This is a genomic window from Streptomyces sp. NPDC093085 (assembly GCF_040683935.1).
Taxonomy (GTDB): Bacteria; Actinomycetota; Actinomycetes; order Streptomycetales; family Streptomycetaceae; genus Streptomyces.
Map to the genome: position 1 here is coordinate 75,417 of NZ_JBFBFB010000008.1, position 24,501 is coordinate 99,917.

Below are 24,501 nucleotides of genomic sequence, written 5' to 3' on the forward strand. Positions count from 1 at the left end.
TCCTCATGACAGCAGCGAACGGCCCCGTACCCGAGGAGGGAAACCATGGCGCGCGAGGATCTGACCCGCCTGACGGGCAACGCCGGCGGACCCCATTGCGACGACGACGATTGCCCGAACGTCTACCGGTCCGATTACGGTTCATTCGTCATCCAGGGGAGTGTTTCCGACGCCTTCACTCCCCCTCCGGGGGAGAGCCTGGTCGAGATCCCCGAACAGGTTCTGAGGGAGGCCGTCCGTGCTCTTGGATGGTGAGGACTGGCGTAGGTTCTTCGACGCCTTCGAACGGGAGGCATGGCGGTTCGAGGCGCAGCCCACCTACACCATGCCCAGGGAGCAGGAGAACGTGGCCCGTTTCCTGCGGGGCGAGGAAAGACCCACCGAACACAACGCCCGCTGGCACGAGCGCGTACGCGGTTACGTCGGCTCCGGTCGGCGCGTCGGCCGCGTCCGTATCGTGCGCCGGCCGCTCACCGAGTATCAGCGATATCAATTCACCTGGGGCATCCCCGGAAACATTGCGGCCGGTGAGGACATCCGCGTCCTGGACGTGACCCGTGATGACCACGGACTGCCGCTCTCCGGACGCGACTGGTGGATGTTCGACGAAACCCGTATCGCACACCTGAACTTCCGCCCGGACGGCACCCAGATCGACCGCCGCGCCTACACCGGCGACCCCGCCCCCTATCAGGCGTGGAAGCGCATCGCTCTGGAGCACGCCGTGCCCTTCGAGGAGTACGTGAAGGGCCTTGACGTTTGATCCGGGAAAGCTGGGCCGGTCGAAGGCCGACCTGGCGGAAACACTCCGCGCCCTACGCAGGCAAGCCGGGCGTACGCAGGTCTGGCTCGCCCAGCGCTGCAACATGTCCCAGACCAAGCTCAGCAATATCGAAACCGGCCGGATCACACCAGGCCTGGTCGATGTCGAGCTGATTCTCAGTGCCCTCGACGCGCCTCCCGAACTCGTCACCGAAGTGGCCTCTCTCGCCCGACTCGCCCATACGGAATGGCAGGGCAAGCGCGCCTCGTGGCGCAGGGGCCTGGAGAAACGGCAGGCGGAGTTGGCGAGCCTGGAAACCGAAGCGACCACCATCCGCTACTTCCTGCCGTCGATGGTGACGGGGCTCCTGGCCACACCCGAGTACATCAGGGCCAGTCTCGACCACGCGCCGGTGGACATTTCCAAGACGGTGGCGAGGAAGCTGGAGCGGCAAGCGGTCCTCTACGACAGCGCGAAACGATTCACGTTCCTGCTGACGGAACAAGCCGTGCGATGGGCTGTGGTCCCTAGTGCCGCGATGACCGTACAGATCGACCGCCTTGTGTCGATCTCCCGTCTCCCCCACGTACGTATGGGTGTCATCCCGCTGGGAACACTGGTCGGGCGTGGCCCGATGAACACGTTCACGGTCTACGACCAACGGCTGGCGACCGTCGAGACTTTCACGGGGCGCATCGTTTTCCAGGACGCCAGGGACATCGCAGAACACCTGAAGGTATTCGCCTTCTACGAGGAACACGCATTGCTCGGTGAAGAGGCCAGAGCAGCGCTCGGAAAATGGGCGCTCGGCTATCGTTCCTGATCGTCTACCCCACAACATGAATAACGCTGGGAGTGCTTCAGCTCCGGGAGGAGCATGGGGATCCGATTCCGTTCGGCATTCCGGTAGCGGGAGGAAAAACACCATGAGCACACCAGTCCTGACGCGGACCAGAGACCCGCGCCTCATCCTCAACGCGGTACAGGAACGTGTTCCGCATCTGGTCCCGGATGTCGGCGTGACCGACCTGTGGGAACGCGAGGTGGCGCTCCTGCTCCGGGACAGCGTGGCCGTACGGAGCCTGGCCGAACGCATTCTCGGCCAGGGCATCGCCTATCTGATCACCGCCATGGAGAACCCCGGCGTCGACATGGGCGTGGGGTATACCGTCGACATCGGCGTCCATCAGCTCATCCTCGACACACCCGTGTACTTCGCCTTCTGCGCGGAGTACAACGGCGGGCTGTACAAGCACCACGCCCCGCTGATCGAGCGCCGCCGGGACGGCACCGTGACGCGCACGGCCGCGTTGCTGCGCACGAACGGCTTCGCCGTGGATGCCGAGTTGTGGGAGGTGGACGCGTCCGACTGCTCGCCATGTGACAACAAGGTCCCCGACAGCCACTGATCCGGAGCCTGCGGGTGCCCGCTCCCCTCCTGTGGAGCAAGGTGCCCGCAGGCTCACTTCGACGTATGAGGAAGCGCGCCGTTGCCCGCACGACACGACATCGACAGTGAACGCGAACTCTGGGACGCCTTCGCGGAGAGCACCCAGGGCAAGGTGTCCGGCTCCGAGCCGGGCTTCTGCTGGACGCAGTACGCGGGGCACGGGCCCGGGCCCGAGTTGCTGGGGGATCCGGCTACGGTGCTGGAGATCGGGTGCGGGACCGGGCGGGCGCTCGCGTATCTCGCGGGGCGGGGCGTGAAGGCGACGGGCGTGGACCTGTCGCCCGTCATGGTCGCGAACATCACCCGGCGGTGGGGGCCGCTGGGGGTGCGGTTCGTCTGTGCCGAGGTGCTGGAGCATCTGAGGGCCGAGGCGGCTACCTACGACGCCGTGTATTCGGTCTTCGGGGCAGTGTGGTTCACCGATCCGGCGCGGCTGCTCCCGCTGGTCGCGGCGCGGCTCAACCCCGGCGGCGTACTGGTGTTCTCCCACCCCCCGGCCATCCCCGGCGCGTACGGCCCGCAGGGCATGTACAAGGGCGGGTTCGCGGGGCGGGCCCTGTACACATACCGGTACGCCCATACGCCCCGGAAGTGGGTGAGCCTCCTGCTCAAGGCCGGGTTCAGGAAGGCGGACGTCCAGGTTCTCCCGGCCCCGGAACCGGGGCACATCGGCACGCTGATCGCCCGCGCGGTGGCGCCCTGAGCCACGGGCCGGCGGTCCCGGGCCGTTGGTGTGGTGTTTTCGGGGGATTCCGGAGGCGTACTTGCGGTGGGCGGGACAATGGACGGTGGCCCGTGAGGGGCGGTACCGGTGCGAGCAGGAGGAATGACACATGGCGGATCCCGAACGGAGCGGGCGGCGGGTGCGGCCCGCGCCGCTGCTCTTCGAGCCGTCCGAGGCGGTCGCCGACCCCGAGCACTTCTTCGGTCTGGAATCGATGGACAACCCCGCCGAGCTGCTCGCCCGGGCGACCGAGCTGACGGTGGCGTTCCGGGCCGCGACCGACCGTGCCGTGGAGTTCCAGGCCGTCGCCGCCGCCCAGCTCGCCGACCCGCGCCGGTTCGACCGGCTCACCCTGGCGGAGATCGCCCGGCGCGCGGAGTGGACCGAGGACTACGCCAAGAAGATGGTCGAGTTCGGACGGGAGCTGCTGGCCGGGGAGGCCCGCGCGGGCGGGCAGTAGGGGCATCGGCAGGGCCATGCGGCTGGGGGTGATCGGTGGGGTTGTGGGGGGCTGCGAGGGCAGTAGGGGGGTGGCGGAAGGCGGTAGGTTACGCCTCTCCGTCCCTAGGTGTCCCGGTTTTCGGGAACACTGGGGAATGGGGACGTTACTCCCGGTAGACCTTACTGTCATGAGTGCATGGCTACGCGACGAGTCACCCCAGAGCCCCCACACCGGCGACGACGAACGGCGCAGCGACCTCTTCGGTCTCCTCGGCGGCGAGGGGCGCCATCAGACCGCCCATGTCACCCCGGCCGGCGCGGAGTGGCTCGCCTCGGCGGGGCCGTATCCGCGCTCCACCCTCTCCCTCTGGGCCACCCGGCCCGCCGCCCCCGCCGTGCTGCCCTGCGGCTCCGTCTTCGACGTGGTGAGCGCGCCCGCGATCTTCGGGCGGCGGCTGCTCAACCGGCTCTGGTGCGACGGGCCCGGCTCCGGCCCGGTCGCCGCGCACCGGGGGCGGACCCTGCTCTTCGCCGCGCCCGGCACCGCCCAGCGGCTGCCCTCGCTGCTGGCCTGGGAGGAGTGGGGCGGCCGGGGGCCCGACGGGCGGGACACCGCGCCGCCCGCCCTGCTCTGCCACGGGGCGGGCGACGCCGTGACCGTACCGCCGCTCACCCCCGGCGCCCCCTCCGGGCCGCGCTGGCTGGTCGCGCCGGACACCCGGCACCCCTGGCTCCCCGGGCCCGACGTACTGCTCTGGGCGTGTGTACGGACCGCGCGCGCCGCGACCCGTACGGCCGTCGGAGCGGGCGGTGGCGGGGTCCCGGGGCACCTCCGCTGACCTCCGGGAACGTCCGGCGGATATCGATTTTTCCTGGCGCCGATCCGGGTGCTAAGGTCTACGACGTCAGCAGGCGCCGCTAGCTCAGTTGGTTAGAGCAGCTGACTCTTAATCAGCGGGTCCGGGGTTCGAGTCCCTGGCGGCGCACAGACAGCAGTACGAGAAGGCCCCCGCGGTTTCGCGGGGGCCTTCTCGCGTTGTCGTTTCCGTGTGGCGGGTACGCGCCTCAGGGGGCCGGGGTGATCTTCACCGTGAACGCCCCCGTCGCCGTCCGCTCCGCCACCTGCACCCGGGTCCGCTCCCCCGGCACCGTGAACGTCTCGCCGACCGCCAGCGGCGCGTTCGCCAGGGGCGGGTACACCGAGCGCTCCCAGCACGCCTGGCTGCCCGGGTGCGTGTCCACCACCTGGACCGGGCCGCCGCCGGACGCCTGTCCGCTCCGTACGCGGTAGATCAGCACCCCCTCCGTACAGGTGTGCAGGTCGTTGCCGACGGCCGCGCGCGCCTCGATCGCCAGGGCCCGGTCCTCCCCCGTCCTGACCACCGCGAGCCTCGTCCCCGTACCGCCGCCGAAGGAGGGCTCGGCCGCGACCGGGTCGAGGGTGAGCAGTGTCGTCCCGGTGGGCGGGACGCAGCTCACCTGGCGCCGGTCCAGCCACCCCAGCTTCCACTTGTGCCAGGCGAAGAAATCCGGGGCGAGGCCGAACTGGCTGCCCATGACGTCCCAGTCGCCGACATACGTGTCCCAGTCGCCCTTGTCGCCGGTCGGGCGGTGGTAGAGGTCGGCCAGGTCGAAGACGTGCCCGGTCTCGTGGGCCAGCACATTGCGGTCGGGCGGGTGGCGTTCGAAGACGGTGACGACCCGCTTGATGTCCGTACCGTCGGCGCGCATCGGCCGGTCCAGGTTGACGACCTTCGTGGCGTCCGAATCGACCCCGGGGGCGTCCGGATCGGCGACGAAATAGACCACGTCGTACCGGGAATAGTCGATCTCCGGATCGGAAACGGCCAGCGCGTCCCGGAGATAGGCGGTCCGCCGGCCCGGTTCCCAGTCCCGCCGTATCCCGTACGCGGTGGAGGGGTGCGGCATGGCGAACCAGCGGAGCTGGGGGTGGGCCCGGAGCGTGAACCGTCCGTACGAGGCCCGCTCGTAGAAGCGGCTGGTCGCCGGGAAGTGGTCGGCGGCCAGCGCGGCCGGGGTGGTCAGCGGCCGCGCGTCCGGGAAGGAGAGGAAGACCATCACCGCGTCGAGCGCGCGGGTGGGGCGCGGGTAGGCGTCGTTCCAGGTGTCCAGGCCGACCGAGTGGTGGGCGGCGGTACGGGGCAGAGCGCACGGCCCCTGCGCGGTCGCCGTGGCCGCGGGCCCGGTGACCAGGGACGTGGCGGCGACCGCCATGAGGGAGGTGAGCGCAGCGACGGCCCTGCGCAGCCGGGGCCGCTCCACCGCCTCGGGTGGCCGCGGATCTTCCACCGGCTGCGGACGCTCCACATCGACCTCCGGCTCGGGGAAGGGGGAACGTCTCCACCCTGTGCCGGTTCGCCCCATGACGCCCTGTTGAAGTGCCCCACGCGGGTGAGGGCGTGCCGACACCCCGGGCACGGCGGCGAAGTCACACTCGGTCACATTGGGTGGGCCCGCTGCCACAGCCGTGCAGAAACGATCGCTCGATGACCCGGGAACCCCGCTCCGCGCCCTACTTCCCTACGGGGGAGCTGGAATGGCCACCCGGCCTGCCTCTATGATCGGCAGACTTTCTCTGGCTGACCCGTCTCCACCACCCCCCTGTACGACAACCACCTGCACCGCGGGAGCGAGCCGTGAGCGGAACCCCCGAAGGGCCGCATCCAGCGGCAGCCGTGGCAGCGGGCGGCGGGCGCCCGGCGTACCCGGCCCACCCGGCGCATACGGAGAGTGAGAGCGGCGAAGCCGTCGAGCGCGCCGGGCGCCGGGCCGGGCACGGGGTCCTGCCGGCCGACGACACCGCGCGGCACGACCGGACCACCGCCGAGCAGACCGGGCAGACGGGGCAGGCCGGGCAGGCCGGACGCACCGTGCGGAGCGCCGCCCTCTACGCGACGGACGAGGCACACGAGACGCACGAAATGGACGAGGCAGGGGAGGCACGGGAGGTGCGTGAAGCGCGTGACTATCGCGCCGCCTTCCACGTCTCCCGGCTCGCGATGGCGCTCCTCGACCGCGAGGGCACCGTCGTCGACGCCAACGACGCGCTCGGCGCGCTCCTCGGCGTCCGGCCCGCCGCCCTCGCCGACCAGGCCGCCGCCGACCTCCTCGACCTGGCCGCCGACACCCGCTCCTGGCACGGCTACCGGGACACGCTGGACAGCCTGCGCGCCCACTTCCGCTGCACGCGCCGGCTCAAGCACCCCGACGGGCGGACCCTGTGGACCGAGGTCACGGTGGCGCCCGTACCGGAGACCGGGCGGGTGCTGCTCTCGGTCGCGGACATCAGCGACCGGCGCGAGCTCCAGGCGCGCCTGCGCCACCTCCAGCAGCACGACCCGGTGACCCGGCTGCCCAACCGCACCCTCTTCTTCGAACGGCTCGCCGCCGCGCTGGATGCCTCCGGGCACGGCGCCGGGGGCGTACCGGCCTCGGGGAGCGTGGCGGCGTACGGCACCGGCGTCGCGTACGGGATGACGCACGGCAGGGCCCCCGCGCCCCCGCCCGCCGCTCCCCCGCAGCCGCCCTCGCCCTCGCCGTCACCTTCGCCCGCGCCCTCGGTACGGGGCCACGACCGCGCCGCCGACGACCTCCCGGCCCGCCCCGGGCACCCCGGCCACCCGGGTCACCGGAAAGGAAACGGCCGGGCGGATGGCAGAACAGGGCGGATCGGCCTCTGCTACCTCGGCCTGGACGGTTTCAAGGCCGTCAACGACACCCTCGGCCACCGCACCGGCGACCGGCTGCTCGCCGCCGTCGCCGGCCGCCTCACCGAATGCGCCGACCAGGGCGGCTACACCCGCAGCGGCGGCCATCTGGTGGCCCGGCTCGGCGGTGACGAGTTCGCGATCCTCGTGGAGGACTCCACGGGTACGGAGCAACTCGCCGACCTGGCCCGCTCCGTGCTCGCCGCGCTCCAGCGCCCCTTCGACCTCGCCGGGCACCGGCTGTCGGTCTCCGCGTCGATCGGGGTCGTGGAGCGCGTCACGGAAGGCACCACCCCGACCGCTCTGATGCAGGCCGCCGACACCACGCTGTACTGGGCGAAGGCCGACGGCAAGGCCCGCTGGACGCTCTTCGACCCGGAGCGGAACGCGCACCGGATGACCCGTCAGGCGCTCACCTCCGCGCTCCGCCCGGCCGTCGAGCGCGAGGAGTTCATCGTGCAGTACCAGCCGCTGGTGGGCATGGCCGACGGGGTGGTACGGGGCGTGGAGGCCCTGGTCCGCTGGAACCACCCGCAGTTCGGCACCCTGTCGCCGAATCGGTTCATCGGGATCGCCGAGGAGGACGGCTCGATCGTCCAGCTCGGCCGCTGGGTGCTCCGTACCTCCTGCCGCCAGGCGCGCCGCTGGCAGCTCGACCACCCGGGCGCCCAGCCGCTCTTCGTCAGCGTCAATGTGGCGGTGCGCCAGGTCTGGGACTCCGACCTGGTCGGGGACGTGGCCGGGATCCTGGCGGAGACCGGGCTCTCCCCGCATCTGCTCCAGCTGGAGCTGACGGAGTCGGCCGTGATGGGCTCGGCGGGCCGGCCCCTCCAGGCCCTCCAGGCGCTGAGCGACATGGGCGTACGGATCGCGATCGACGACTTCGGCACCGGCTACTCGAACCTCGCCTACCTGAGCCGGCTCCCGGTCTCGGTGCTCAAGCTGGACGGCTCCTTCGTGCGGGGCTTCCGGTACGACGACGGGGCGCATCCCAGCCCGGCGGACGAGACCATCGTGGAGGCCCTGGTCCAGCTCGCCCACCGGCTGGGGCTGACCGTCACCGCCGAGTGCGTGGAGACCTCGGGCCAGGCGGCCCGGCTCCAGCGCATCGGCTGCGACACCGGCCAGGGGTGGCTCTTCTCCCGGCCGGTCTCCCCGGAACGGATCGCGGAGATGATCGCGGCGGTCAGCCCGAACGGGGTGTGAGGCGGGGCGAGGGCGAGGGGTGCGCGGCCGGCCGCCCGTACATCCCGCCCGCACATCCCGCCCGTACGTCCCGCGCGTACATCCCGCGCGCACATCCCGCCCCGTACGTCCCGCCCGCACATCCCGCCCGTTCAGGCCCCCGCGGCCGGCAGCCCGTACCCGTCGGCGATCAGCTCGTAACTCCGCAGCCGCGCCGCGCCGCCGTGCGCGTTGGCCGTGATCATCAGCTCGTCGGCGCCGGTGCGCTTCTGGAGGTCGTTCAGGCCCTCGACCACCGCGTCCCGCGTGCCGTGCACGATATTGCCGAGCCAGCCGCTGACGAACTCCTCCTCCAGCGGGCTGAACGCGTACGCCTCCGCCTCCTCCGGCGTCGGTACGAGCCCCGGCCGCCCGGTGCGCAGCCGCACCATCGAGAGCGCGCCGGTGCGCACCTGGCGGCGGGCCTCGCGCTCGTCGTCGGCGGCGAACGCGGCGACGCCGATCAGCGCGTACGGCGTGTCGAGCACGGCGGAGGGCTGGAACGACTCGCGGTAGAGGTCGAGCGCCGGGATGGTGTTCTGGGCGGAGAAGTGGTGGGCGAAGGCGAACGGCAGCCCGAGCCGTCCGGCCAGCCGGGCGCTGAAGCCGGAGGAGCCCAGCAGCCAGACCGGCGGCCGGCCCGTGGGGCCCTGGACCGGTCCGGGGACGGCGTGGATACGGGCGTAGGGGTGGGCGTCGGGGAAGTCGTCGTCCAGGAAGCGGACCAGCTCGGCGAGTTGCCGGGGGAAGTCGTCGGCGCCCTCGTGCAGCCGGTCGGAGCGGCGCAGCGCGGCGGCGGTCGCCCCGTCCGTGCCGGGCGCGCGGCCGAGGCCCAGGTCGATCCGGCCCGGCGCGAACGCCTCCAGGGTGCCGAACTGCTCGGCGATCACCAGCGGGGCGTGGTTGGGGAGCATGACCCCGCCGGAGCCGAGCCGGATGCGCTCGGTACGGGCGGCGAGGTGGGCCAGGATCACGGCGGGCGAGGTGGAGGCGACGCCCGGCATGGAGTGGTGCTCGGCCACCCAGTGGCGGTGGAAGCCCCGCTCCTCGGCGAGCCGCGCGAGGGCGACGCTGGTACGGAGGGCGTCGGTGGCGGTGGTGCCGACGCCGACGGTCACCAGGTCCAGCACGGAAAGGGGTACGGGGGCGGTGCCCCGCACGGTCCCCCGGATCTGGTCCTGGGCCCCCGGGCCCGGCTCCGGCCCGGCACCCGCGCCCGGCTCCGGGGCGCCCGCGCCCGTGCCCCGGTCCGGCACGCTCCGGTCCGTCCCGTCCCGGCCCGTCCCACCTTGGTTCGCCTCGTCCACCGGTCAGACCCTCCTGCGTACGCGTACCTGTGACGTCACTTCACGGCGCACAACAGGAGGGCAGCTCCGGTTATTCCCGGCTCCGGTCCCGGAAGGTGCTAGACCCGGCTCGCGAAGAGCGTGCCCAGCGCCGGTGCCCACACCTTCCGCTCCGCGAGCCGCAGCCCCTCCCAGACGGTGACCTGGTTCGCCGTGAGCACCGGCTTGCCCACCGCCTCCTCCAGCTCCGGGAGGTACCCGGCGGTGTGCAGCGCGGTGTCCGGGAGCAGCACCGCCTCCGCGTCCGGGTGGTCGCCCGCGCGGGCCAGCGCGATGACCTGGTCCCGTTCCCATGTGCCGACCTCGGCGGCGGTGACGACACCACTGGCGCGGTCGGCGACCACCTCGATGCCGGCCGCCTTGAGGAAGACCCCGAAGTACGCGGTGACGTCCGCCGGGTAGGTCGCCGCCACGGCCACCCGGCTCGCGCCCAGCGCCCGTACCGCGTGGGCGAAGGCGAACGACGTGCTCGAAGCGGGCAGCCCGGCCGCCGTGGCCAGGGCGCGGGTCTGCTCGTGGGCGCCGTCCCAGCCGTAGACGAAGCTGCCGCTGGTGCACGCCCAGACCACGGACTCGGCGCCGGCCAGCCGCACTTCCTCGACCCCGGCCGCCAGCCGCTCCGCCGCGCCCATCTCCAGCAGCGCGTCGACCCGGTGGGCGTCCTCCCCGATGTCGGTGTGGACGACCTGGAGCCGCACGTCGCGGGAGAGCAGCATCTCGATGCGCGGGTAGTCGTCCTCGGCGGAGTGGCCCGGATAGAGGAATCCGACGGTCGTCATGTCCATCCTTCCGTCATGTCCATCCTTCCGTCTCGTCCGTCCGTGTCGGCGCGACCGGTTCCACCGTAGGCACATTCCCGGCGGTCGGCCGGTCGAGCAGCAGCCGCTGGTACGGCCCCACCGCCTCCGCCCCGATCCTGCGCAGCGCGGCCCACATGGTGACCTGGTTGGCGGAGAGGACCGGTATGCCCAGTTCGGCCTCCAACTGCGGGATCACGTCGTACGTCGGCAGATTGGTGCAACTGATGAAGAGCGCGTCCACGCCCCCGGCCGCCGCGCCCCCGGCGCCCGCGCCGTTCACGGCCGCCATCGCCTGCCGCGCCATGTCCATGACCGAGCGGTACGGAACCTTCCAGATGTCCCGCGTCAGCCCCAGGAAGGCGCGCCCCGTCACGGCTACCCCCACCGCCGCCAGGTACTCCTCCAGCGACCGGGTGACGGACGCCGTATAGGGGGTGACCAGGGCGATCCGTGCCGCGCCCAGCTCGCGCAGGGCCTCCACCAGGGCGCCCGTGGTGGTGAGCGAGGGGACGGCCCCGGCTCGGGCCATCGCCGCGCACATGGCGTGTTCGCCCGCCGGGCCGCCGACGAAGCTGCCCGAGGCGCAGGCGTACGCGATGACCTCGGGTTCGGAGACGCCCAGCGCCCGGACCGCCTCCCCCAGGGTCTCGTGCTCGCTGACCAGCCGCGCCAGGTCGAGGGAGACCTCGACCGGGACGAAGGGCGTCCTGGTCAGACGCAACGAGATGGTGTCGGGCACCCACCGCCACAGTTCGCGGTCGAGTGCGAAATCGAACGGGGCGACCACTCCCACACCGCGCTGTGGCTCCGGTCCGCCCAGAAAGGAGACATCCATGACCCGGCCTCCTTGCTCAGGCTCACGTCCCCGCTGACAAGGCTCAGCTCTTGTTGACGACGGTAGGAGCGGGATGCGAGCGTGGTCAATCGGCACATCTCAGACGTTGCACGGAATTTTCCCCTGGGAAATCCCGGCACGACCGTCGCCCGGTCCCCGCCGGGCGCGGCGGCCCCGGCAGAAGGGCACTCCGGCATGCCACCACCCACCTCCGCGCCGTCCCCCGCCCCGGCCCGGCCGCCCGCGCTCCTCGTCCTGACCACGGACCCGCCGCCGCGGCTGGGCCGGCTCACCGGGCGGGCGAGGGTCACCTCGGTCGACGCCGCCGGGCTCGCCGCCGCGCTGCCGGCCGCCGATGCCCTGCTGGTCTGGGACTTCACCTCGGACGCGGTACGGAGCGCCTGGCCGGGCGAGGGGCCCAGGCCGCGCTGGGTGCACACGGCGAGCGCCGGGGTGGACCGGCTGCTCTGCCCGGAGCTGGTCGCCTCGGAGACCGTCGTCACCAACGCGCGCGGCATCTTCGAGGAGCCGATGGCCGAGTATGTGGCGGGGCTGGTGCTGGCCATGGCGAAGGACCTGCCCGGCACTCTGGAGGCGCAGCGCCGCCGCCGCTGGCACCACCGCGAGACGCTGCGGATCGCGGAGAGCCGGGCGGTGGTGGTGGGCGCGGGCCCGATCGGCCGGGCCATCGCCCGTACGCTGCGGGCGCTCGGGATGACGGTGGCCGTCACGGGCCGTACGGCGCGCCCCGGCGTGTACGGCGCCGACCAGCTCGACCGGCTGCTGACCCGGGCCGACTGGGTGGTCTGCGCCGCGCCGCTGACAGAGGCGACGCGCGGCATGTTCGACGCCAGGGCGTTCGGGCTGATGCAGCCGTCGGCGCGGTTCGTCAATGTGGGCCGGGGGCAGCTCGTGGTCGAGGAGGACCTGATCGCTGCGGTCTCGAAGCGGTGGCTCGCGGGGGCGGCGCTCGATGTCTTCGACCGGGAGCCGCTGGATCCGGCCGACCCGCTGTGGGACGTGCCGGGGCTGCTGGTCTCCCCGCACATGAGCGGCGACACGGTGGGGTGGCGGGACCGGCTGGGTGAACAGTTCGTCGAGTTGTACGAGCTGTGGGTGGCCGGAAAGCCGCTGCCGCATGTGGTGGACAAGAAACGTGGGTACGTCCCCATGCAGGACTGATCGCATCAGACCGCATCCGACCGTATCGGAGGCCAGATGACGCCCGCCGGAGCCACCGGACCCGCCACCGGACCTGCCACCAGCCCCACCAGTCCCACCGACCCCACCGGCCTCGCCGGCCTCTCCGCCCGGGCCCTGCTCGCCGGTTACGCCCGGGGCGACTTCTCCCCCGTCGAGGCGGTCCGCGCCGTACTGGAGCGGATCGAGGCGGTGCAGCCGCTGGTCAACGCCTATGTACGGGTGGACTCGGCGGCGGCCCTTGAGCAGGCGGCGGCCTCCGCCGAGCGGTGGCGCAGAGGGGAGCCGCGGGGGCTGGTGGACGGGGTGCCGGTGGCCGTGAAGGACCTGCTGCTCCAGCGCGGGACGCCCACCCTGCGCGGCTCGCGCACCGTACGGGCGGCGGGCGCCTGGGACGAGGACGCGCCGCCGGTGGCGCGGCTGCGCGAGCACGGCGCGGTCTTCGTCGGGAAGACCACCACCCCGGAGTTCGGGTGGAAGGGCGTCACGGACTCCTCGCTGAACGGGGTGACGAGGAACCCGTACGACACCTCCCGCACCTCCGGCGGCTCCAGCGGCGGGAGCGCCGCGGCGGTGGCGCTGGGGGCGGCGCCGCTCGCGCTCGGTACGGACGGCGGGGGTTCGATCCGGATCCCGGCCTCGTTCTGCGGGATCTTCGGCCTCAAACCCACCTACGGACGGGTCCCGGTCTATCCGTCGAGCCCCTTCGGCACCCTCTCGCACACCGGACCGATGACCCGGGACGCGGCCGACGCGGCGCTGCTGCTCGATGTGATCAGCGGCCCCGACTGGCGGGACTGGTCGCAGCTCGCCCCGGCGCCGCCGGTCCGGGAGGCGCTGGGCGCGGGCGCGGACGGGGTGAAGGGGGTGCGGATCGCCTACTCGCCGTCGTTCGGCGGGCAGGTGGCGGTCCGCCCCGAGGTGGCCTCGGCGGTCCGGGGCGCGGTGACCGCGCTGGCCGGGCTCGGCGCGTATGTCGAGGAGGCGGACCCGGACATCAGCGACCCGGTGGAGGCCTTCCACACCCTCTGGTTCACCGGCGCGGCGCGGCTGGCGGCGCCGCTCGGGAAGGAGCAGCGGGCGCTGCTCGACCCGGGGCTGCGGGAGATCGTGGCGGCGGGCGAGCGGCGGAGCGCGCTGGAGTATCTGGCGGCGGTGGACGCGCGGATGGAGCTGGGGCGGCGGCTGGGCCGCTTCCACACCCGGTACGACCTGCTGGTCACGCCGACGCTGCCGGTCACCGCCTTCGAGGCGGGCCGGGAGACCCCGCGCGGCTCGGGGCAGCGGCGCTGGACGGCGTGGACCCCGTTCACGTACCCCTTCAACCTGACCCAGCAGCCCGCCGCCACGGTGCCGTGCGGGGTGGACGCGGACGGGCTGCCGGTCGGGGTGCAGATCGTGGCGGCGCGGCACGCGGACGGGCTGGTGCTGCGCGCGGCGCACGCGCTCTACGAGTCCGGCGCGGCCCGGATCCCCGCGCCGGCCCCCGGGCCGCCGTACGGTACTCCGGTGGCTAAGCCCGCCGGAAGCTGAGCGTCTCGCCGGTGGCCCCCGCCCGCCAGAGGTCCTGGCAGGCGTCGGCCATCCGGTCGAGGCCCTCGACCACCGTGCCCCAGACGATGCCGGGGACCCACCCCATGTCGCCGTTGATCAGCAGGTTGTTCCGCTCGTAGAAGAGGGCGAGGTCGACGACGGTGCGCCGGCCCGCGGTGGCCTTCTCGTCGTATCCGTACGACGCGGTGGAGAGCTCCGTGTCGGAGAAGGTGAAATAGCACAGATCTCCGGGGATCGGGGTCACGGTCGGATTTTCGAGTGGTGGTTCCTCGGCGGCGAAGGCCGGAAACAGTGCGTAGATCTCGTTACGGGCGTACTTCGCGTGGTAGACGTCCGAGCCCAGCGGCAGCGCCTCCCACACCGCGGCGCAGGTGACCGGGGCCCGGTCGGCCAGCAGTTTCGCGGTGCAGTGCACGCCGCGCTTCTCCAATGACACGGTGACAAATCGATCGGTCATGGACTCATGGTCCTCACCGTCCCGAGTCAGTCAAGGGGACACCGGGTGCGTGAGATCGGCTCAAATCGATGTGCATAACCCGAAGGGAGTCGGGTAGCCGCGCGCCCATGGCCTCACCACCTGAGAACACCATGGAACCGCCCGAGAACAGCAGGGAAAGACGGACGAATCCCCCCGTACGCCGACGTTCCCTGCTGCTGGGGATGGGCGCCCTGGGCGCCGCGGGGGCGCTCGGCGCCGCCGGGTGCGGCCGGGTGCCCTCGGGGGACACCCTCGCCCGGCTGCGGTCCCAGCGCACGGTGCGGCTCGGCATCGCGGGCGAGGCGCCGTACGGGTACATCGACGAGCAGGGCGATTTCACCGGCGAGGCGGTGGAGCTGGCGAAGATCATCTTCAAGCGGCTGGGGATAGCCGCCGTCCAGCCGGTGGCCACCGATTTCTCCTCGCTGATCCCGGGGCTCAACTCGCAGCAGTTCGATGTGGTCTCGGCCGGGATGTACATCAACGCGGAGCGGTGCAAGCAGGTCATCTTCGCGGATCCCGAGTACCAGATGCTCGATTCCTTCATCGTGCGCAAGGGGAACCCGAAGAAGCTCCTCTCCTACCAGGACGTGGTGCGCGCCAAGGCGAAGCTCGCCACGGGGACCGGGTACGCGGAGATCGACTACGCGATAGCCGCCGGGATACCCGAGAAGGAGATCGTCATCCTCCAGGATCCGGTGGCGGGGCTCAACGCGGTGGAGTCGGGCCGGGTCGACGTCTTCGCCGGGACGGCGCTCACCGGCCGCGAGGTGGTGCGGAACAGCAGGCGGGCGGAGGCCACCGAGCCGTTCGCGCCGCTGGTGGACGGCGAGAAGAAGGTGGACGGCGGGGGGTTCGCCTTCCGTCCCACGGACACCGGTCTGCGGGACGCGTTCAACGACGAGATCCACCGGATGAAGCGGAGCGGCGAGCTGCTCCGGGTGCTCAAGCCGTTCGGTTTCACCGAGTCGGAGATGACCACCCTGACGGCGAAGGAGCTGTGCGCATGACCACAGGTCTCTGGGTCCACTGGGTGCTCCCGGGCATCTGGATCACCGTCCAGCTCACCCTGTACAGCGCGGCGCTCGCCGCCTTCGTGGCGTTCGCCGTGGGCATGGCCCGTACGCACCGGTCGCGTACGGTCCGCTTCCTCGCCGGTTTCTACACCGAGGTCTTCCGGGGCACCTCGGCGCTGGTGCTGATGTTCTGGCTCTTCTTCGTGCTGCCGGGGCTCTTCGGCTGGGCGCTGGTCCCGATGTGGGCCGCCGTGCTGGCGCTGGGGCTCTCGTACGGGGCGTACGGCGCCGAGGTGGTACGCGGCGCCCTCAACTCCGTGGTGCCGGCGCAGCGCGAGGCGGGCATCGCGCTGAACTTCACGCCGTGGCAGCGGATGCGGCTGATCCTGCTGCCGCAGGCCGTACCGGAGATGATCCCGCCGTTCTGCAACCTCCTGGTCGAGCTGTTGAAGGGCACGGCGCTGGTCTCGCTGCTCGGGGTGGCCGATGTGTCGTTCGCCGCCTATCTGGTGCGGCTCGCCACCCAGGAGTCCGCGCAGATCTACTCCATCACGCTGGTGATCTACTTCCTGCTGGCGCTCGTGCTCACGCGCTCCATGAAGGCGCTGGAGCGGAAGACGAAGGCCGGTATCGGCATCACCCTCACCGCACCGGGCACCCCGGGGACCGCCGGAGGCGCCCGATGAACACCTGGGACTGGTCCGCCGTCGCGGACTTCATGCCACGCTTTCTCGACGGGCTGCTCCTCACCCTCCAGGTGCTGGTGCTCGGCTCGCTGCTCTCCTTCACCCTCGGTCTGGTCTGGGCGATCGGATTCCGGGCCCGGGCCCGGGCCGTCCGCTGGCCGGTCCAGGCCGTCACGGAGTTCATCCGGACCACCCCGCTGCTGGTGCAGCTCTTTTTCTTCTACTTCGTCCTGCCCGAGTGGGGCATTCAGTTCTCGGGACTCACCACCGGCACGATCGCGATCGGGCTGCACTATTCGACGTACACCGCCCAGGTCTACCGCGCCGGGATCGACGCGGTCCCCGTGGGCCAGTGGGAGGCGGCCACCGCGCTGAGCCTGCCGCTCCCCCGGACCTGGATCGCGGTGATCCTGCCGCAGGCGATCCGGCGCATCGTGCCGGCGCTCGGCAACTACGTCATCTCGATGCTGAAGGACACCCCGCTGCTCGCCGGGATCAGCGTGCTGGAAATGCTCCAGCAGTCCCGGCTGGAGAGCGCGGCCACCTTCCAGTACACCGAGCCGCTGACCGTGGTCGGCATCGCCTTCATCCTCATCGCCTACCCGGCTTCTCTTCTCATGCGAGCCCTGGAGCGTCGTCTTGTCCGCTGACCCCACCCTCACGTCCCCCGGCAGCGGCAGCGGTCCGTCCGCCGGTACGGAGAACGAGCTGATCCGCTTCGAGAACGTCACGAAGCGCTTCGGCACGAACACCGTCCTGGACAACCTCTGTTTCTCCGTGCGGCCGGGAAAGCATGTCACCCTGGTCGGCCCCTCGGGGTCGGGCAAGACGACCATCCTGCGGCTGCTGATGACGCTGGTCACCCCGGACGAGGGGACCATAACCGTCGACGGCGAGAAGCTCTTTCCCGCGCCGGAGAAACACGTCCGCGAGGTGCGGAAGAACATCGGGATGGTCTTCCAGCAGTTCAATCTCTTCCCCAATATGAATGTCCTGCGCAATGTGACCGAGGCGCCCGTCCGGGTGCTCGGGCTCGGCAAGGACGAGGCCGCCGAGCGCGGCCAGGAGCTGCTCGACCTGGTCGGGCTCGGCGACCGCTGCGACGCCCGGCCGACCCAGCTCTCCGGCGGCCAGCAGCAGCGGGTGGCCATCGCCCGCGCGCTGGCGATGCGCCCCCGGATCCTGCTGCTGGACGAGGTCACATCGGCGCTCGACCCCGAGCTGGTCGCGGGCGTCCTGGACGTGCTGCGGGACATCGCGCACACCACGGACATCACCATGCTCTGTGTGACCCATGAGATGGGGTTCGCCCGGGACATCTCCGATGACGTGATGATGTTCGACGCCGGGAAGGTCATCGAATCGGGGCCGCCGGAGAAGATCTTCACCGACCCGGAGCACGAGCGGACCCGGGAGTTCCTCGGCACGGTGCTCTGAGCGCGGGCGCTCCAAGCGAGGAGGGGGCGGTCCCGGGCGGCGTGTCGGCGAGGGCGCGGAGGGCGGGGTTCCGGGCGGCAGGCGAGCGATCGATGCCCAGAGCTTCGCTCTGGGTACCACGCCCGGCGTGCGCCCGGCGCGAATTCAGGGCGCGCTCCTGTCGTACGGAGCCGCCCTCCCTCTCGGCACCGATCCCCGCCCTGACCTGCGGGCGAGCCGGAGCCGGACCCCAAAAGTATCCCTCTGGCATATGCCAGAGTGGTGCGCCGCAGTACAGAGCGGTGGGCCACCCGGAATTCGCCGGTCGAGAGCCGCCCTTTTTCCGGGTCCCGGCGGTTATCGTGGTCGGCGAGCTTGCGGTGACGACCTGCCAAGGGGGGACCGTGGCGCTGAAGCCGGAACCGACCGCGCCGTTTCATTCGGTGCGCTATGTCCTGCGCGTACTGGAGACGGTCTCCCGGCACGGCGGCGGGGTGACCGCCGCCCGGATCGCCACCGAGAGCGGACTCCCGGCCGGCCATCTCACCCCGCTGCTCTCGATGCTGCGCCGCGAGGGGTACGTGGAGCAGGTGCCGGACGGCGCCTATGTCATCGGCGACTCGCTCACCCAGCTCGGCTCCGGCGCCGGCCGCGCCCAGTTCCTCGAAAGCCGGCTCCAGGACACCCTCGCCGCGGTACGCGACCGGATCGGCGCCGCGCTCTACGTCAGCCGGTACGTCGACGGCGAGATCGACATCACCCAGGTCTCCGAGGGTCCGCTCACCCCCGCCGTCCACGAGTACGTGGACTTCCGGACGACGGCGCACGCGAGCGCGATCGGGAAGTGCCTGCTGACCCAGCTCGACCACGGCGGACGGAAGGAACACCTCTCCCGCCACAAGATCGCCCGGTTCACCTCCCGCACCATCACCAGCGAGCGGCTGCTGCTCGCCCGGCTCGACGGCCATCCGCCCACCATGCCGGTCCTGGACCTCCAGGAGTACGCGCTCGGCACGGTCTGCGCGGCGGTGCCGCTGACGGCGGGCGCCTCGGTCGGCTGTCTCGCCCTCTCGCTCCCGTTGGAACACGCCCACCGGCTGCGCGCCGCGGCGGAGGCGCTGAACCGGGAGGCGCCCCAGCTCGCCCTGGCACTCACGCTCTGAGGGGCCGGTCGGGGGCCGAGCGGCGGGCCGCGAGGGGGTCCGGACAGGGGCCCCGAGGGGGTCCGGGCGGCCGTGGTGCGGAGCACCCCCGTACAGCGGGTATTATTTTCGAGTCAGCAGGCGCCGCTAGCTCAGTTGGTTAGAGCAGCTGACTCTTAATCAGCGGGTCCGGGGTTCGAGTCCCTGGCGGCGCACCGACACGATGAGGCCCCTCGCGCGAGCGGGGGGCCTCACTCGTACCCGTGAGGGACCGCGCGATTACGCGGGGCCCTGCGCGCCGCCCTGCGCACCGCCCGCGTTCTGGGCCTCCGAGCCGAAGATGTCGACCGCGTGGTAGTACGTCCACGCCGTCGCGTCGCACGACGTCTTCTTCGCACCCGTGTACGCCGAGCAGACCCGCTTCAGGTCCGCGTAGAGCGCCAGGTCGAGCCGGGCCTTGTTGGCGGGGAACTGGCCGGCCGCCTTGTAGTTCCGGTAACCGAAGTCATGGCGTGCACATGACATCTTGAAAGGAAAACCGAAGGGGTTGTCGGGCGAGGAGGAGCAGTAGTCCGTGGACCAGTCGAAGCCGTAGGCGGCCCAGGCGCCCTGGTTGCCGTTGGCGGCGAGCCAGGAGTTGTAGCTGGCCGCGCTCTCCTGGGTGAAGCTGCTGAGGACCTGCGCCTTGTCGGCCGGGGCGGCGGCGGCCTCGGTGGAGGCGAGCAGGGCGGCGGGGAGGGCGAGAGCGAGGGCGGCGAGCGGAAGTGCCAGACGTCTGCGCATGACGGAAAAACCTCCGGGCATGTGGGGGGGAACGCTCCTTGCCTGGGGTGACATGGAGCGGCAACAGCGTGAGCTCCGCGGCTGTCGGCCAGGTCTACGCGCGATGACCGACGCGGAAATGATCCCCCAATTCCAGCCACTCGGAAACCCTTTTGGCGTCCACACGCCCCTTGGGAGCGCGGCCTGTTGACGTTCCGTCGGGCATCTGTCCGGACTTGCCGGACAGATGCCGCCGGGAAACGGGCCGCGCTCCCAAGGTTTCACTCTCTGACTCTCCGTCAGATCAGTTGGTCATACGCCCTCACAGGTCCTCGGACGACCGTGTACGACCGCGTACGACCTCATACGGCCCCGCGCTCAGAACTCCACGTCGGAGCAGGCGTAGAAGGCGTTCGACGTGTCCGCGATGGTCCAGACGGCCAGGATCATGTGGCGCCCCGACTTCGAGGGCAGCGTGCCCGAGTGCGAGAGGGTGGCCGGCGGCTGCTGGTTGTTGTACGGCACCGTCAGGAACGGCTGGAGCTCCAGCGAGGCCCGGGTGAGCGGCTGCGAGGGGTTCCAGCCGTCCTTGGTGACGTAGTACCGGAAGTCGGTCGTCGCGTGGCGCGCGGTGAACTGCCAGGTGAAGGTGTGGCTCTGGCCGCTCGCCAGCCGGGTGGTGGGCCAGGAGCCGCCACGCGCGTCGTCGAGCTGCGCGAACTGGCCGTTGCCGCCCGAGCAGATCGCGCCGTCGGCGGGACCGGCCTCCGGGAAGCCCTTGGGGCCCTCGACGCTCTGGGGCTCCCACTGGATGTTGCCGCAGTTGGCGACGGTGCCGTTGGCGCAGAGCTTCTGACGGCTGATCGGCGACTCGGTGTAGCCGTGGCCGCTCGCGCTGCCCGTGGCGAGCAGGGATACGGCGGTGACGGCGAGGCCGACGACGGCCGCGCCTAGCTTCTTTCGCATGCTTCACTCCAGAGAACGTGGGGGAGTTCGGTGAGCTGAGCTGCACGCGCGTGCGGTGGTACGGATGACACAGGCGACACCGGTGACGCCGGTCACGCAGGTGACACCGGTGACGCAGAAACGTTTGGTCTGGACCAAGTCTCAGACTATGGAGAAACTTTGACCGTGTCCACAACATGAACACGTTTGAGGTCCAGACCACTTGGGCGGTCCTACGGGGCCCCGTTCCCCTGACGCCCCGTGTAGAAGGCCACGGTGAGGTCCTTGACGAGGGCCTTCCGCTCGTAGTCGTCGAGTTCGACCAGGCCGCGCGAGGTCAGCCGGTGCACCGTGTCGTCCACCGCGTCCACCACCGAGGTCAGCACGGAGTCCCGGTGCCGGGCGTCGATCGCCGCGATCCGGCTGCGCTGCATCGCCGCCGCGATCTCCGGCGCGTACTCGATCCGGGTCGGCTGGGCCGAGAAGACCTCGACCCCCACGGGCCTGCACTCCGCCGAGAGCATCCGGGTCAGCGCGTCGCCGACCGCCTCCGCGTTCCGCAGGGTCGGCGCCTCGTCATGGAACGCGTCGGCCGGGAGCTGCGAGAGCACCCGCGCCATGGCCGCCTCGACCTGTTCGCGGAGATACCCCTCGTGGTCCTCGACGCCGAGGGCCGCGCGTACGGTGTCCCGGACCCGCCAGACGACCAGGACGACCACGCGCAGCTCGGTGCCGTTCGCGTCGACGGCGGGCATCGGCTCGCTCCGCCAGTGCCGCAGCCGTACGTCGACCCCGCGCCGCAGCAGCAGCGGGCTCATCCAGAGCAGCCCGGTGCGGCGCACGCTCCCCCGGTAGTCGCCGAAGAGCGTCAGCACCCATGCCTGGCCGACCCGGCCGCGCCCGAGCCCGCCGAAGGCGAAGAGCGCCACGGTCACGCCGAGCGCGAGCAGCGCCCACTCCACGGCCCCGATGCCGAGGTACGGCCGGACCGGCAGCCGCACCGCCTCGGCCAGCCCGGCCGGCAGGGCCCCGGCCCACCACCCCACGGCCGCGCACCCGAGCAGGGCGGCGAGCCCGACCAGTACGGCGGCGGAACCGGAGAGCGCGGGACCGGGGCGTTCGGTGAGCCTCGGGTCCCCGGAGGGCGCGGCGCGCGAGGGGAGCACGGGCGCCGGAGCGGGCACCGGCGCGCGCCGGATCCGGGGCTGCTCCCCGGTCCCGAGCCGCCGTCCGACCACCGTGGGCCGGGGCGCTTCGGCCTCGTCCCGGAAGAGCAGATGCACCGGGATCTCATGGGTGGACTCCCCCACGATCAGCGGACTCCAGCGGGCCCGCGCCCCGGGGTACCCGGGCGGGGCGGGCCGTACCGAGTCACCCGGCGCGGCGGACTCGCGGGACGCCCCGCCCCGTACGGGCTCGCGCGCCTGGGCCGCCTGAACGGCGTCGAAGCCGACGGTGTCGTCGAAGCCGTCGGCCCCGCCCCGGCAGTGGACCGGCTCGGGGGCGTCGTCCACCCCGGCGCGCCGGCCCGGGGCGAGGTCCTGGACCGCCCCGGAGCCCCGCACCGGGGTGGTGCCCTGGGGCGCGTCGGGGGCGCGGGACGCGTCGGGGGTACTCGGGGCGCTCGTACGCTCCGGATCGCGCGCCCCGCGCGGAACTCCGGGGGCGGAGTCCGCCGGGGCGGGCCCGGACTCCCCCGCGTCGGCCTCCGCCCCGGGCCCGGGCTCCGTCACCGGCACCACGGCCCGCTCCGGCCCGGACGCCGGGACCGGGACCGGGACCGCCACCAGGGCCTGCTCCGGTCCGGGTACCGGGGCCGGGGCCGGCGTCAGCACCGGGAGCGGGACCTGCACCGGAGCCGGAGTCGGCTCCGGGAACGGCGCCGGCTCCGGGAGCGCCTCCGGGACCGGGGCCCGGACGGGCGCCGAGGCCCGCTCCGGCTCCGGGACCGGCGGCGGCTCCTGGCGTACCGTGAAGATCCCCCGGAGGCCGTGTTCGTCGTCGTTCGGTTGCGGGGTGGTGCTGGTCGTCACCGTCATGGTCACCGTCGTCCTCGTGTCGGTGTGTCGGTCATGCGAAGAGCCGTCGCCAGGTCTCGGGCCCCGGGTAGCCGTCGGCCGCCGCGCCCCGCCACCCCTGGGCGCGCTGGAACGCCTCGACGTTGCGCCGGTCCGCCTCCGTCCAGCGGGGCCCCGGGCCCTGGGTGTAGTGGCGGCCGAAGCCCCGCTGCACCAGCCGTCTGCCGAGCCGGTCGACATACGCGTTGGAGGCGCCGGGGCGGAAGTACGCGGCCCCCGGGAACGCCCCCGCCGCGGGACCGGCCGAAGAACCGGGGGGCGGGGCGGTGGGCGGCTCGCCCGGCGTGCCGCCCGGCTTCGGCGCCGCCGGGATCGGCTTGCCCAGGCCCTTCACCAGGTAGCGCCAGGTCGCGGGGCCCGGCAGGCCGTCCGCCTCGGCGCCGCGCCAGCCCTGCGCGCGCTGGAACGCCTCGGTGGCCCGCCGGTCCGCCTCGCCCCAGCGGGGTCCTGGCCCCTGGGCGTAGAAGCGCTTCCCGCCCCGCTCCACCAGCATCCTGCCGAGCTGGGTGACATACGCGTTGGAGGCGCCGGGCCCGAAGGCGCTCGCCCCGGGGTAGGTGGCGGACGCCCCGCTCGCGGTGGACGTACCGGCGCCGGACCCCTTCGCGTCGGCGCCCTCGACGACCCCCTTGTAGCGGTAGGGGAGGTAGCGGTCGGAGTTCTCCCAGTACGCCATGGGCGTCGACTGCGCCCGGGTGTGCGGCTTGGTCTGCTCGTACGCCACATAGGAGGTGTGCGTGTAGTCGGTCCAGCCGCCGAAGATGGTGACGTGGGAGCCCTTGTTCGGGTTCTCCGGGTTGTGGAAGAGCAGGATGTCCCCGGGCTGGAGCTGCCCGCGCTCGATCCGTACGGCGAACTGGTCCAGGCTCCCCGTCCACTCGTTGCCGGGGAGGTGCCAGGCCATCGAGACATAGCCGGAGCAGTCCTGGCGGTACCCGTCCGACCAGTACTTCTCCATGCTGTACGGCACCTTCTCGGTCACCCAGAGCTTGGCGCGGTTGATGATCTCGGCCCGGGTGATCGCGCCCGACCCCCCGGCGGGCCGGTGCGACCCCGGCCCCGGGAGGGGCCGCCCGTACAGCGGGCCCTTCCCGCCCTGCGGGGAGCCCGGAGTCCCCGGGTCCGCTTCGGCGGCCACCCGGCCGGCGAGCCCCGCCGTACCCGCGAGCGCCGTACCCGCGGCGCCCGTATCCGCGAGCCCCGCCGTACCCGCGGCGCCCGGCGCGGCCACCGCGCCCGCGGCCCGCGCCGGTGCGACCGCCGCCGCGCCGAGCGCGACCCCCGCCGCCGTCACCACCACCAGCGCACGCCGGGCGCCGTGCGCCGCCGGGTGCCCTCCGCACCGTACGGGCAGGCCTTTGGCCAGATCGCGCCGGCGCTCGGCGCATCCGGCGCAGGAACAGTCGAGAGCGGGCTCGTACTCCTCGAAGACCGGGACGGTCATGCGATCCCCTCCACACTCATCCTCATCGGGACGCTCTTCGTTCACGGTCTCGCGACCGGTGGTGCGGGCGTCAGTGTGCCAACTATACGGACAAATTGCATTTTGACGGATCAAAGGTAAGAAAGGACAATCCGACAGGCCGCCCGCGCCGGGAAATGGTCGGCCCCACCCCCTCCGGTCGGGTAGAGTTCTCCAGGTCAGCAGGCGCCGCTAGCTCAGTTGGTTAGAGCAGCTGACTCTTAATCAGCGGGTCCGGGGTTCGAGTCCCTGGCGGCGCACCGACAGGAGAAGCCCCCTCACATCAGGTGAGGGGGCTTCTCTCATTCCCAGGTGAGCAAGCGACTCGCGGAAACTCGCCAAGATTGGCGAGTGCTCGCCATCGCATCCGTCACACCGAACGCTCAAATCGCCCAGACGATCGGTAATCGTCTCTTCTCTCCCTTGCGATCTCCCTGGGGGTCGGACAACC

The 24,501-nt window shown here is 72.0% G+C and carries 23 protein-coding genes, 3 tRNA genes and 1 pseudogene; 18 read left to right on the forward strand and 9 right to left on the reverse strand.

Features of this window, described 5'->3' with window-relative positions; translation table 11 throughout:
• Positions 1-45: 45 nt before the first annotated feature.
• The 8 genes and pseudogenes from AB0O07_RS22425 (at position 46) to AB0O07_RS22460 (ending at position 4,364) form a co-directional block, all read left to right on the forward strand.
• Complete coding sequence (locus tag AB0O07_RS22425; protein WP_365635933.1) at positions 46-255, forward strand: hypothetical protein; 210 nt, start codon at positions 46-48, stop codon at positions 253-255.
• Entirely contained in the window at positions 239-763 is a 525-nt protein-coding gene (locus AB0O07_RS22430) for a DUF6879 family protein (RefSeq protein ID WP_365635935.1), read from the forward strand. Before AB0O07_RS22425 ends, AB0O07_RS22430 begins: the two co-directional genes overlap by 17 nt.
• Entirely contained in the window at positions 753-1,586 is an 834-nt protein-coding gene (locus AB0O07_RS22435; protein ID WP_365635936.1) for a helix-turn-helix transcriptional regulator, read from the forward strand. Before AB0O07_RS22430 ends, AB0O07_RS22435 begins: the two co-directional genes overlap by 11 nt.
• Positions 1,587-1,689: 103 nt before the next feature.
• Positions 1,690-2,172, forward strand: a complete 483-nt coding sequence (locus AB0O07_RS22440; RefSeq protein ID WP_365635938.1) for a hypothetical protein — start codon at positions 1,690-1,692, stop codon at positions 2,170-2,172.
• Positions 2,173-2,253: 81 nt separating this feature from the next.
• Positions 2,254-2,916, forward strand: coding sequence for a class I SAM-dependent methyltransferase (locus AB0O07_RS22445; RefSeq protein ID WP_365635940.1), 663 nt, complete (start codon positions 2,254-2,256; stop codon positions 2,914-2,916).
• A gap of 130 nt (positions 2,917-3,046) precedes the next feature.
• Positions 3,047-3,397, forward strand: coding sequence for a hypothetical protein (locus tag AB0O07_RS22450; RefSeq protein ID WP_365635942.1), 351 nt, complete (start codon positions 3,047-3,049; stop codon positions 3,395-3,397).
• A gap of 169 nt (positions 3,398-3,566) precedes the next feature.
• A pseudogene (locus tag AB0O07_RS22455) lies at positions 3,567-4,300 on the forward strand (hypothetical protein).
• Positions 4,291-4,364: transfer RNA gene (locus tag AB0O07_RS22460), tRNA-Lys, on the forward strand. Before AB0O07_RS22455 ends, AB0O07_RS22460 begins: the two are co-directional and overlap by 10 nt.
• 79 nt (positions 4,365-4,443) lie before the next feature.
• Here AB0O07_RS22460 and AB0O07_RS22465 read toward each other — a convergent pair.
• Positions 4,444-5,688 carry a M6 family metalloprotease domain-containing protein gene (locus AB0O07_RS22465; protein ID WP_365635943.1) on the reverse strand — a complete coding sequence of 415 codons (1,245 nt, stop codon included), beginning with the start codon at positions 5,686-5,688 and terminating at the stop codon, positions 4,444-4,446.
• A gap of 632 nt (positions 5,689-6,320) precedes the next feature.
• On the opposite strand from AB0O07_RS22465, the gene AB0O07_RS22470 reads away from it, so the two are divergent.
• Positions 6,321-8,312 (forward strand): bifunctional diguanylate cyclase/phosphodiesterase, encoded by a 1,992-nt coding sequence (locus tag AB0O07_RS22470; protein ID WP_365636234.1) that lies wholly within the window; start codon positions 6,321-6,323, stop codon positions 8,310-8,312.
• 131 nt (positions 8,313-8,443) lie between these two features.
• Here the strand turns inward: AB0O07_RS22470 and AB0O07_RS22475 are convergent, their stop codons facing one another.
• From AB0O07_RS22475 to AB0O07_RS22485, 3 genes are all read right to left on the reverse strand, one after another.
• Entirely contained in the window at positions 8,444-9,502 is a 1,059-nt protein-coding gene (locus AB0O07_RS22475) for an LLM class flavin-dependent oxidoreductase (protein WP_365636237.1), read from the reverse strand.
• Positions 9,503-9,735: 233 nt separating this feature from the next.
• Positions 9,736-10,455, reverse strand: coding sequence for a decarboxylase (locus AB0O07_RS22480; protein ID WP_365635945.1), 720 nt, complete (start codon positions 10,453-10,455; stop codon positions 9,736-9,738).
• A 13-nt stretch (positions 10,456-10,468) separates the two neighbouring features.
• Positions 10,469-11,311, reverse strand: a complete 843-nt coding sequence (locus AB0O07_RS22485; protein WP_365635946.1) for a decarboxylase — start codon at positions 11,309-11,311, stop codon at positions 10,469-10,471.
• A 195-nt stretch (positions 11,312-11,506) separates the two neighbouring features.
• Between AB0O07_RS22485 and AB0O07_RS22490 the strand changes: the two genes are divergently transcribed.
• Both AB0O07_RS22490 and AB0O07_RS22495 read left to right on the forward strand, forming a co-directional pair.
• Positions 11,507-12,493 (forward strand): D-2-hydroxyacid dehydrogenase, encoded by a 987-nt coding sequence (locus tag AB0O07_RS22490; RefSeq protein ID WP_365635948.1) that lies wholly within the window; start codon positions 11,507-11,509, stop codon positions 12,491-12,493.
• A gap of 36 nt (positions 12,494-12,529) precedes the next feature.
• Complete coding sequence (locus tag AB0O07_RS22495) at positions 12,530-14,044, forward strand: amidase (RefSeq protein WP_365635950.1); 1,515 nt, start codon at positions 12,530-12,532, stop codon at positions 14,042-14,044.
• Here AB0O07_RS22495 and AB0O07_RS22500 read toward each other — a convergent pair.
• On the reverse strand, positions 14,025-14,522 hold the full coding sequence (locus AB0O07_RS22500; protein WP_365635952.1) for a DUF3830 family protein: 498 nt from the start codon (positions 14,520-14,522) through the stop codon (positions 14,025-14,027). The two genes, AB0O07_RS22495 and AB0O07_RS22500, sit on opposite strands and share 20 nt — an antisense overlap.
• A gap of 203 nt (positions 14,523-14,725) precedes the next feature.
• Here AB0O07_RS22500 and ehuB point away from each other — a divergent pair, with 203 nt between their 5' ends.
• The 6 genes from ehuB (at position 14,726) to AB0O07_RS22530 (ending at position 19,018) form a co-directional block, all read left to right on the forward strand.
• Positions 14,726-15,553 carry an ectoine/hydroxyectoine ABC transporter substrate-binding protein EhuB gene (gene ehuB, locus AB0O07_RS22505; RefSeq protein ID WP_365636238.1) on the forward strand — a complete coding sequence of 276 codons (828 nt, stop codon included), beginning with the start codon at positions 14,726-14,728 and terminating at the stop codon, positions 15,551-15,553.
• Positions 15,550-16,245: an ectoine/hydroxyectoine ABC transporter permease subunit EhuC gene (gene ehuC / locus AB0O07_RS22510; RefSeq protein WP_365635954.1), complete on the forward strand. Its 696-nt coding sequence runs from the start codon at positions 15,550-15,552 to the stop codon at positions 16,243-16,245. Before ehuB ends, ehuC begins: the two co-directional genes overlap by 4 nt.
• The gene (ehuD, locus tag AB0O07_RS22515) at positions 16,242-16,895 is read left to right on the forward strand and encodes an ectoine/hydroxyectoine ABC transporter permease subunit EhuD (protein WP_365635956.1); all 654 of its coding nucleotides are present in this window, start codon (positions 16,242-16,244) and stop codon (positions 16,893-16,895) included. The genes ehuC and ehuD overlap by 4 nt, the downstream gene beginning before the upstream one ends.
• A 58-nt stretch (positions 16,896-16,953) precedes the next feature.
• Complete coding sequence (gene ehuA, locus AB0O07_RS22520; RefSeq protein ID WP_365636241.1) at positions 16,954-17,682, forward strand: ectoine/hydroxyectoine ABC transporter ATP-binding protein EhuA; 729 nt, start codon at positions 16,954-16,956, stop codon at positions 17,680-17,682.
• Positions 17,683-18,065: 383 nt separating this feature from the next.
• Complete coding sequence (locus AB0O07_RS22525; RefSeq protein WP_365635958.1) at positions 18,066-18,824, forward strand: IclR family transcriptional regulator C-terminal domain-containing protein; 759 nt, start codon at positions 18,066-18,068, stop codon at positions 18,822-18,824.
• Positions 18,825-18,944: 120 nt separating this feature from the next.
• Positions 18,945-19,018: transfer RNA gene (locus AB0O07_RS22530), tRNA-Lys, on the forward strand.
• 64 nt (positions 19,019-19,082) lie between these two features.
• On the opposite strand, the gene AB0O07_RS22535 is transcribed toward AB0O07_RS22530, so the two are convergent.
• The 4 genes from AB0O07_RS22535 to AB0O07_RS22550 form a co-directional block, all read right to left on the reverse strand.
• Positions 19,083-19,586: a phospholipase gene (locus AB0O07_RS22535; protein ID WP_365635960.1), complete on the reverse strand. Its 504-nt coding sequence runs from the start codon at positions 19,584-19,586 to the stop codon at positions 19,083-19,085.
• 357 nt (positions 19,587-19,943) lie between these two features.
• Positions 19,944-20,531: a lytic polysaccharide monooxygenase gene (locus tag AB0O07_RS22540; RefSeq protein WP_365635962.1), complete on the reverse strand. Its 588-nt coding sequence runs from the start codon at positions 20,529-20,531 to the stop codon at positions 19,944-19,946.
• 212 nt (positions 20,532-20,743) lie between these two features.
• Positions 20,744-22,549, reverse strand: a complete 1,806-nt coding sequence (locus AB0O07_RS22545; RefSeq protein ID WP_365635964.1) for an SPFH domain-containing protein — start codon at positions 22,547-22,549, stop codon at positions 20,744-20,746.
• Positions 22,550-22,580: 31 nt separating this feature from the next.
• A complete protein-coding gene (locus tag AB0O07_RS22550; RefSeq protein ID WP_365635966.1) occupies positions 22,581-24,032 on the reverse strand; it encodes a peptidoglycan-binding protein in 1,452 nt (483 codons plus the stop codon).
• A 204-nt stretch (positions 24,033-24,236) separates the two neighbouring features.
• On the opposite strand from AB0O07_RS22550, the gene AB0O07_RS22555 reads away from it, so the two are divergent.
• Positions 24,237-24,310, forward strand: a tRNA-Lys gene (locus AB0O07_RS22555).
• Positions 24,311-24,501 lie beyond the last annotated feature (191 nt).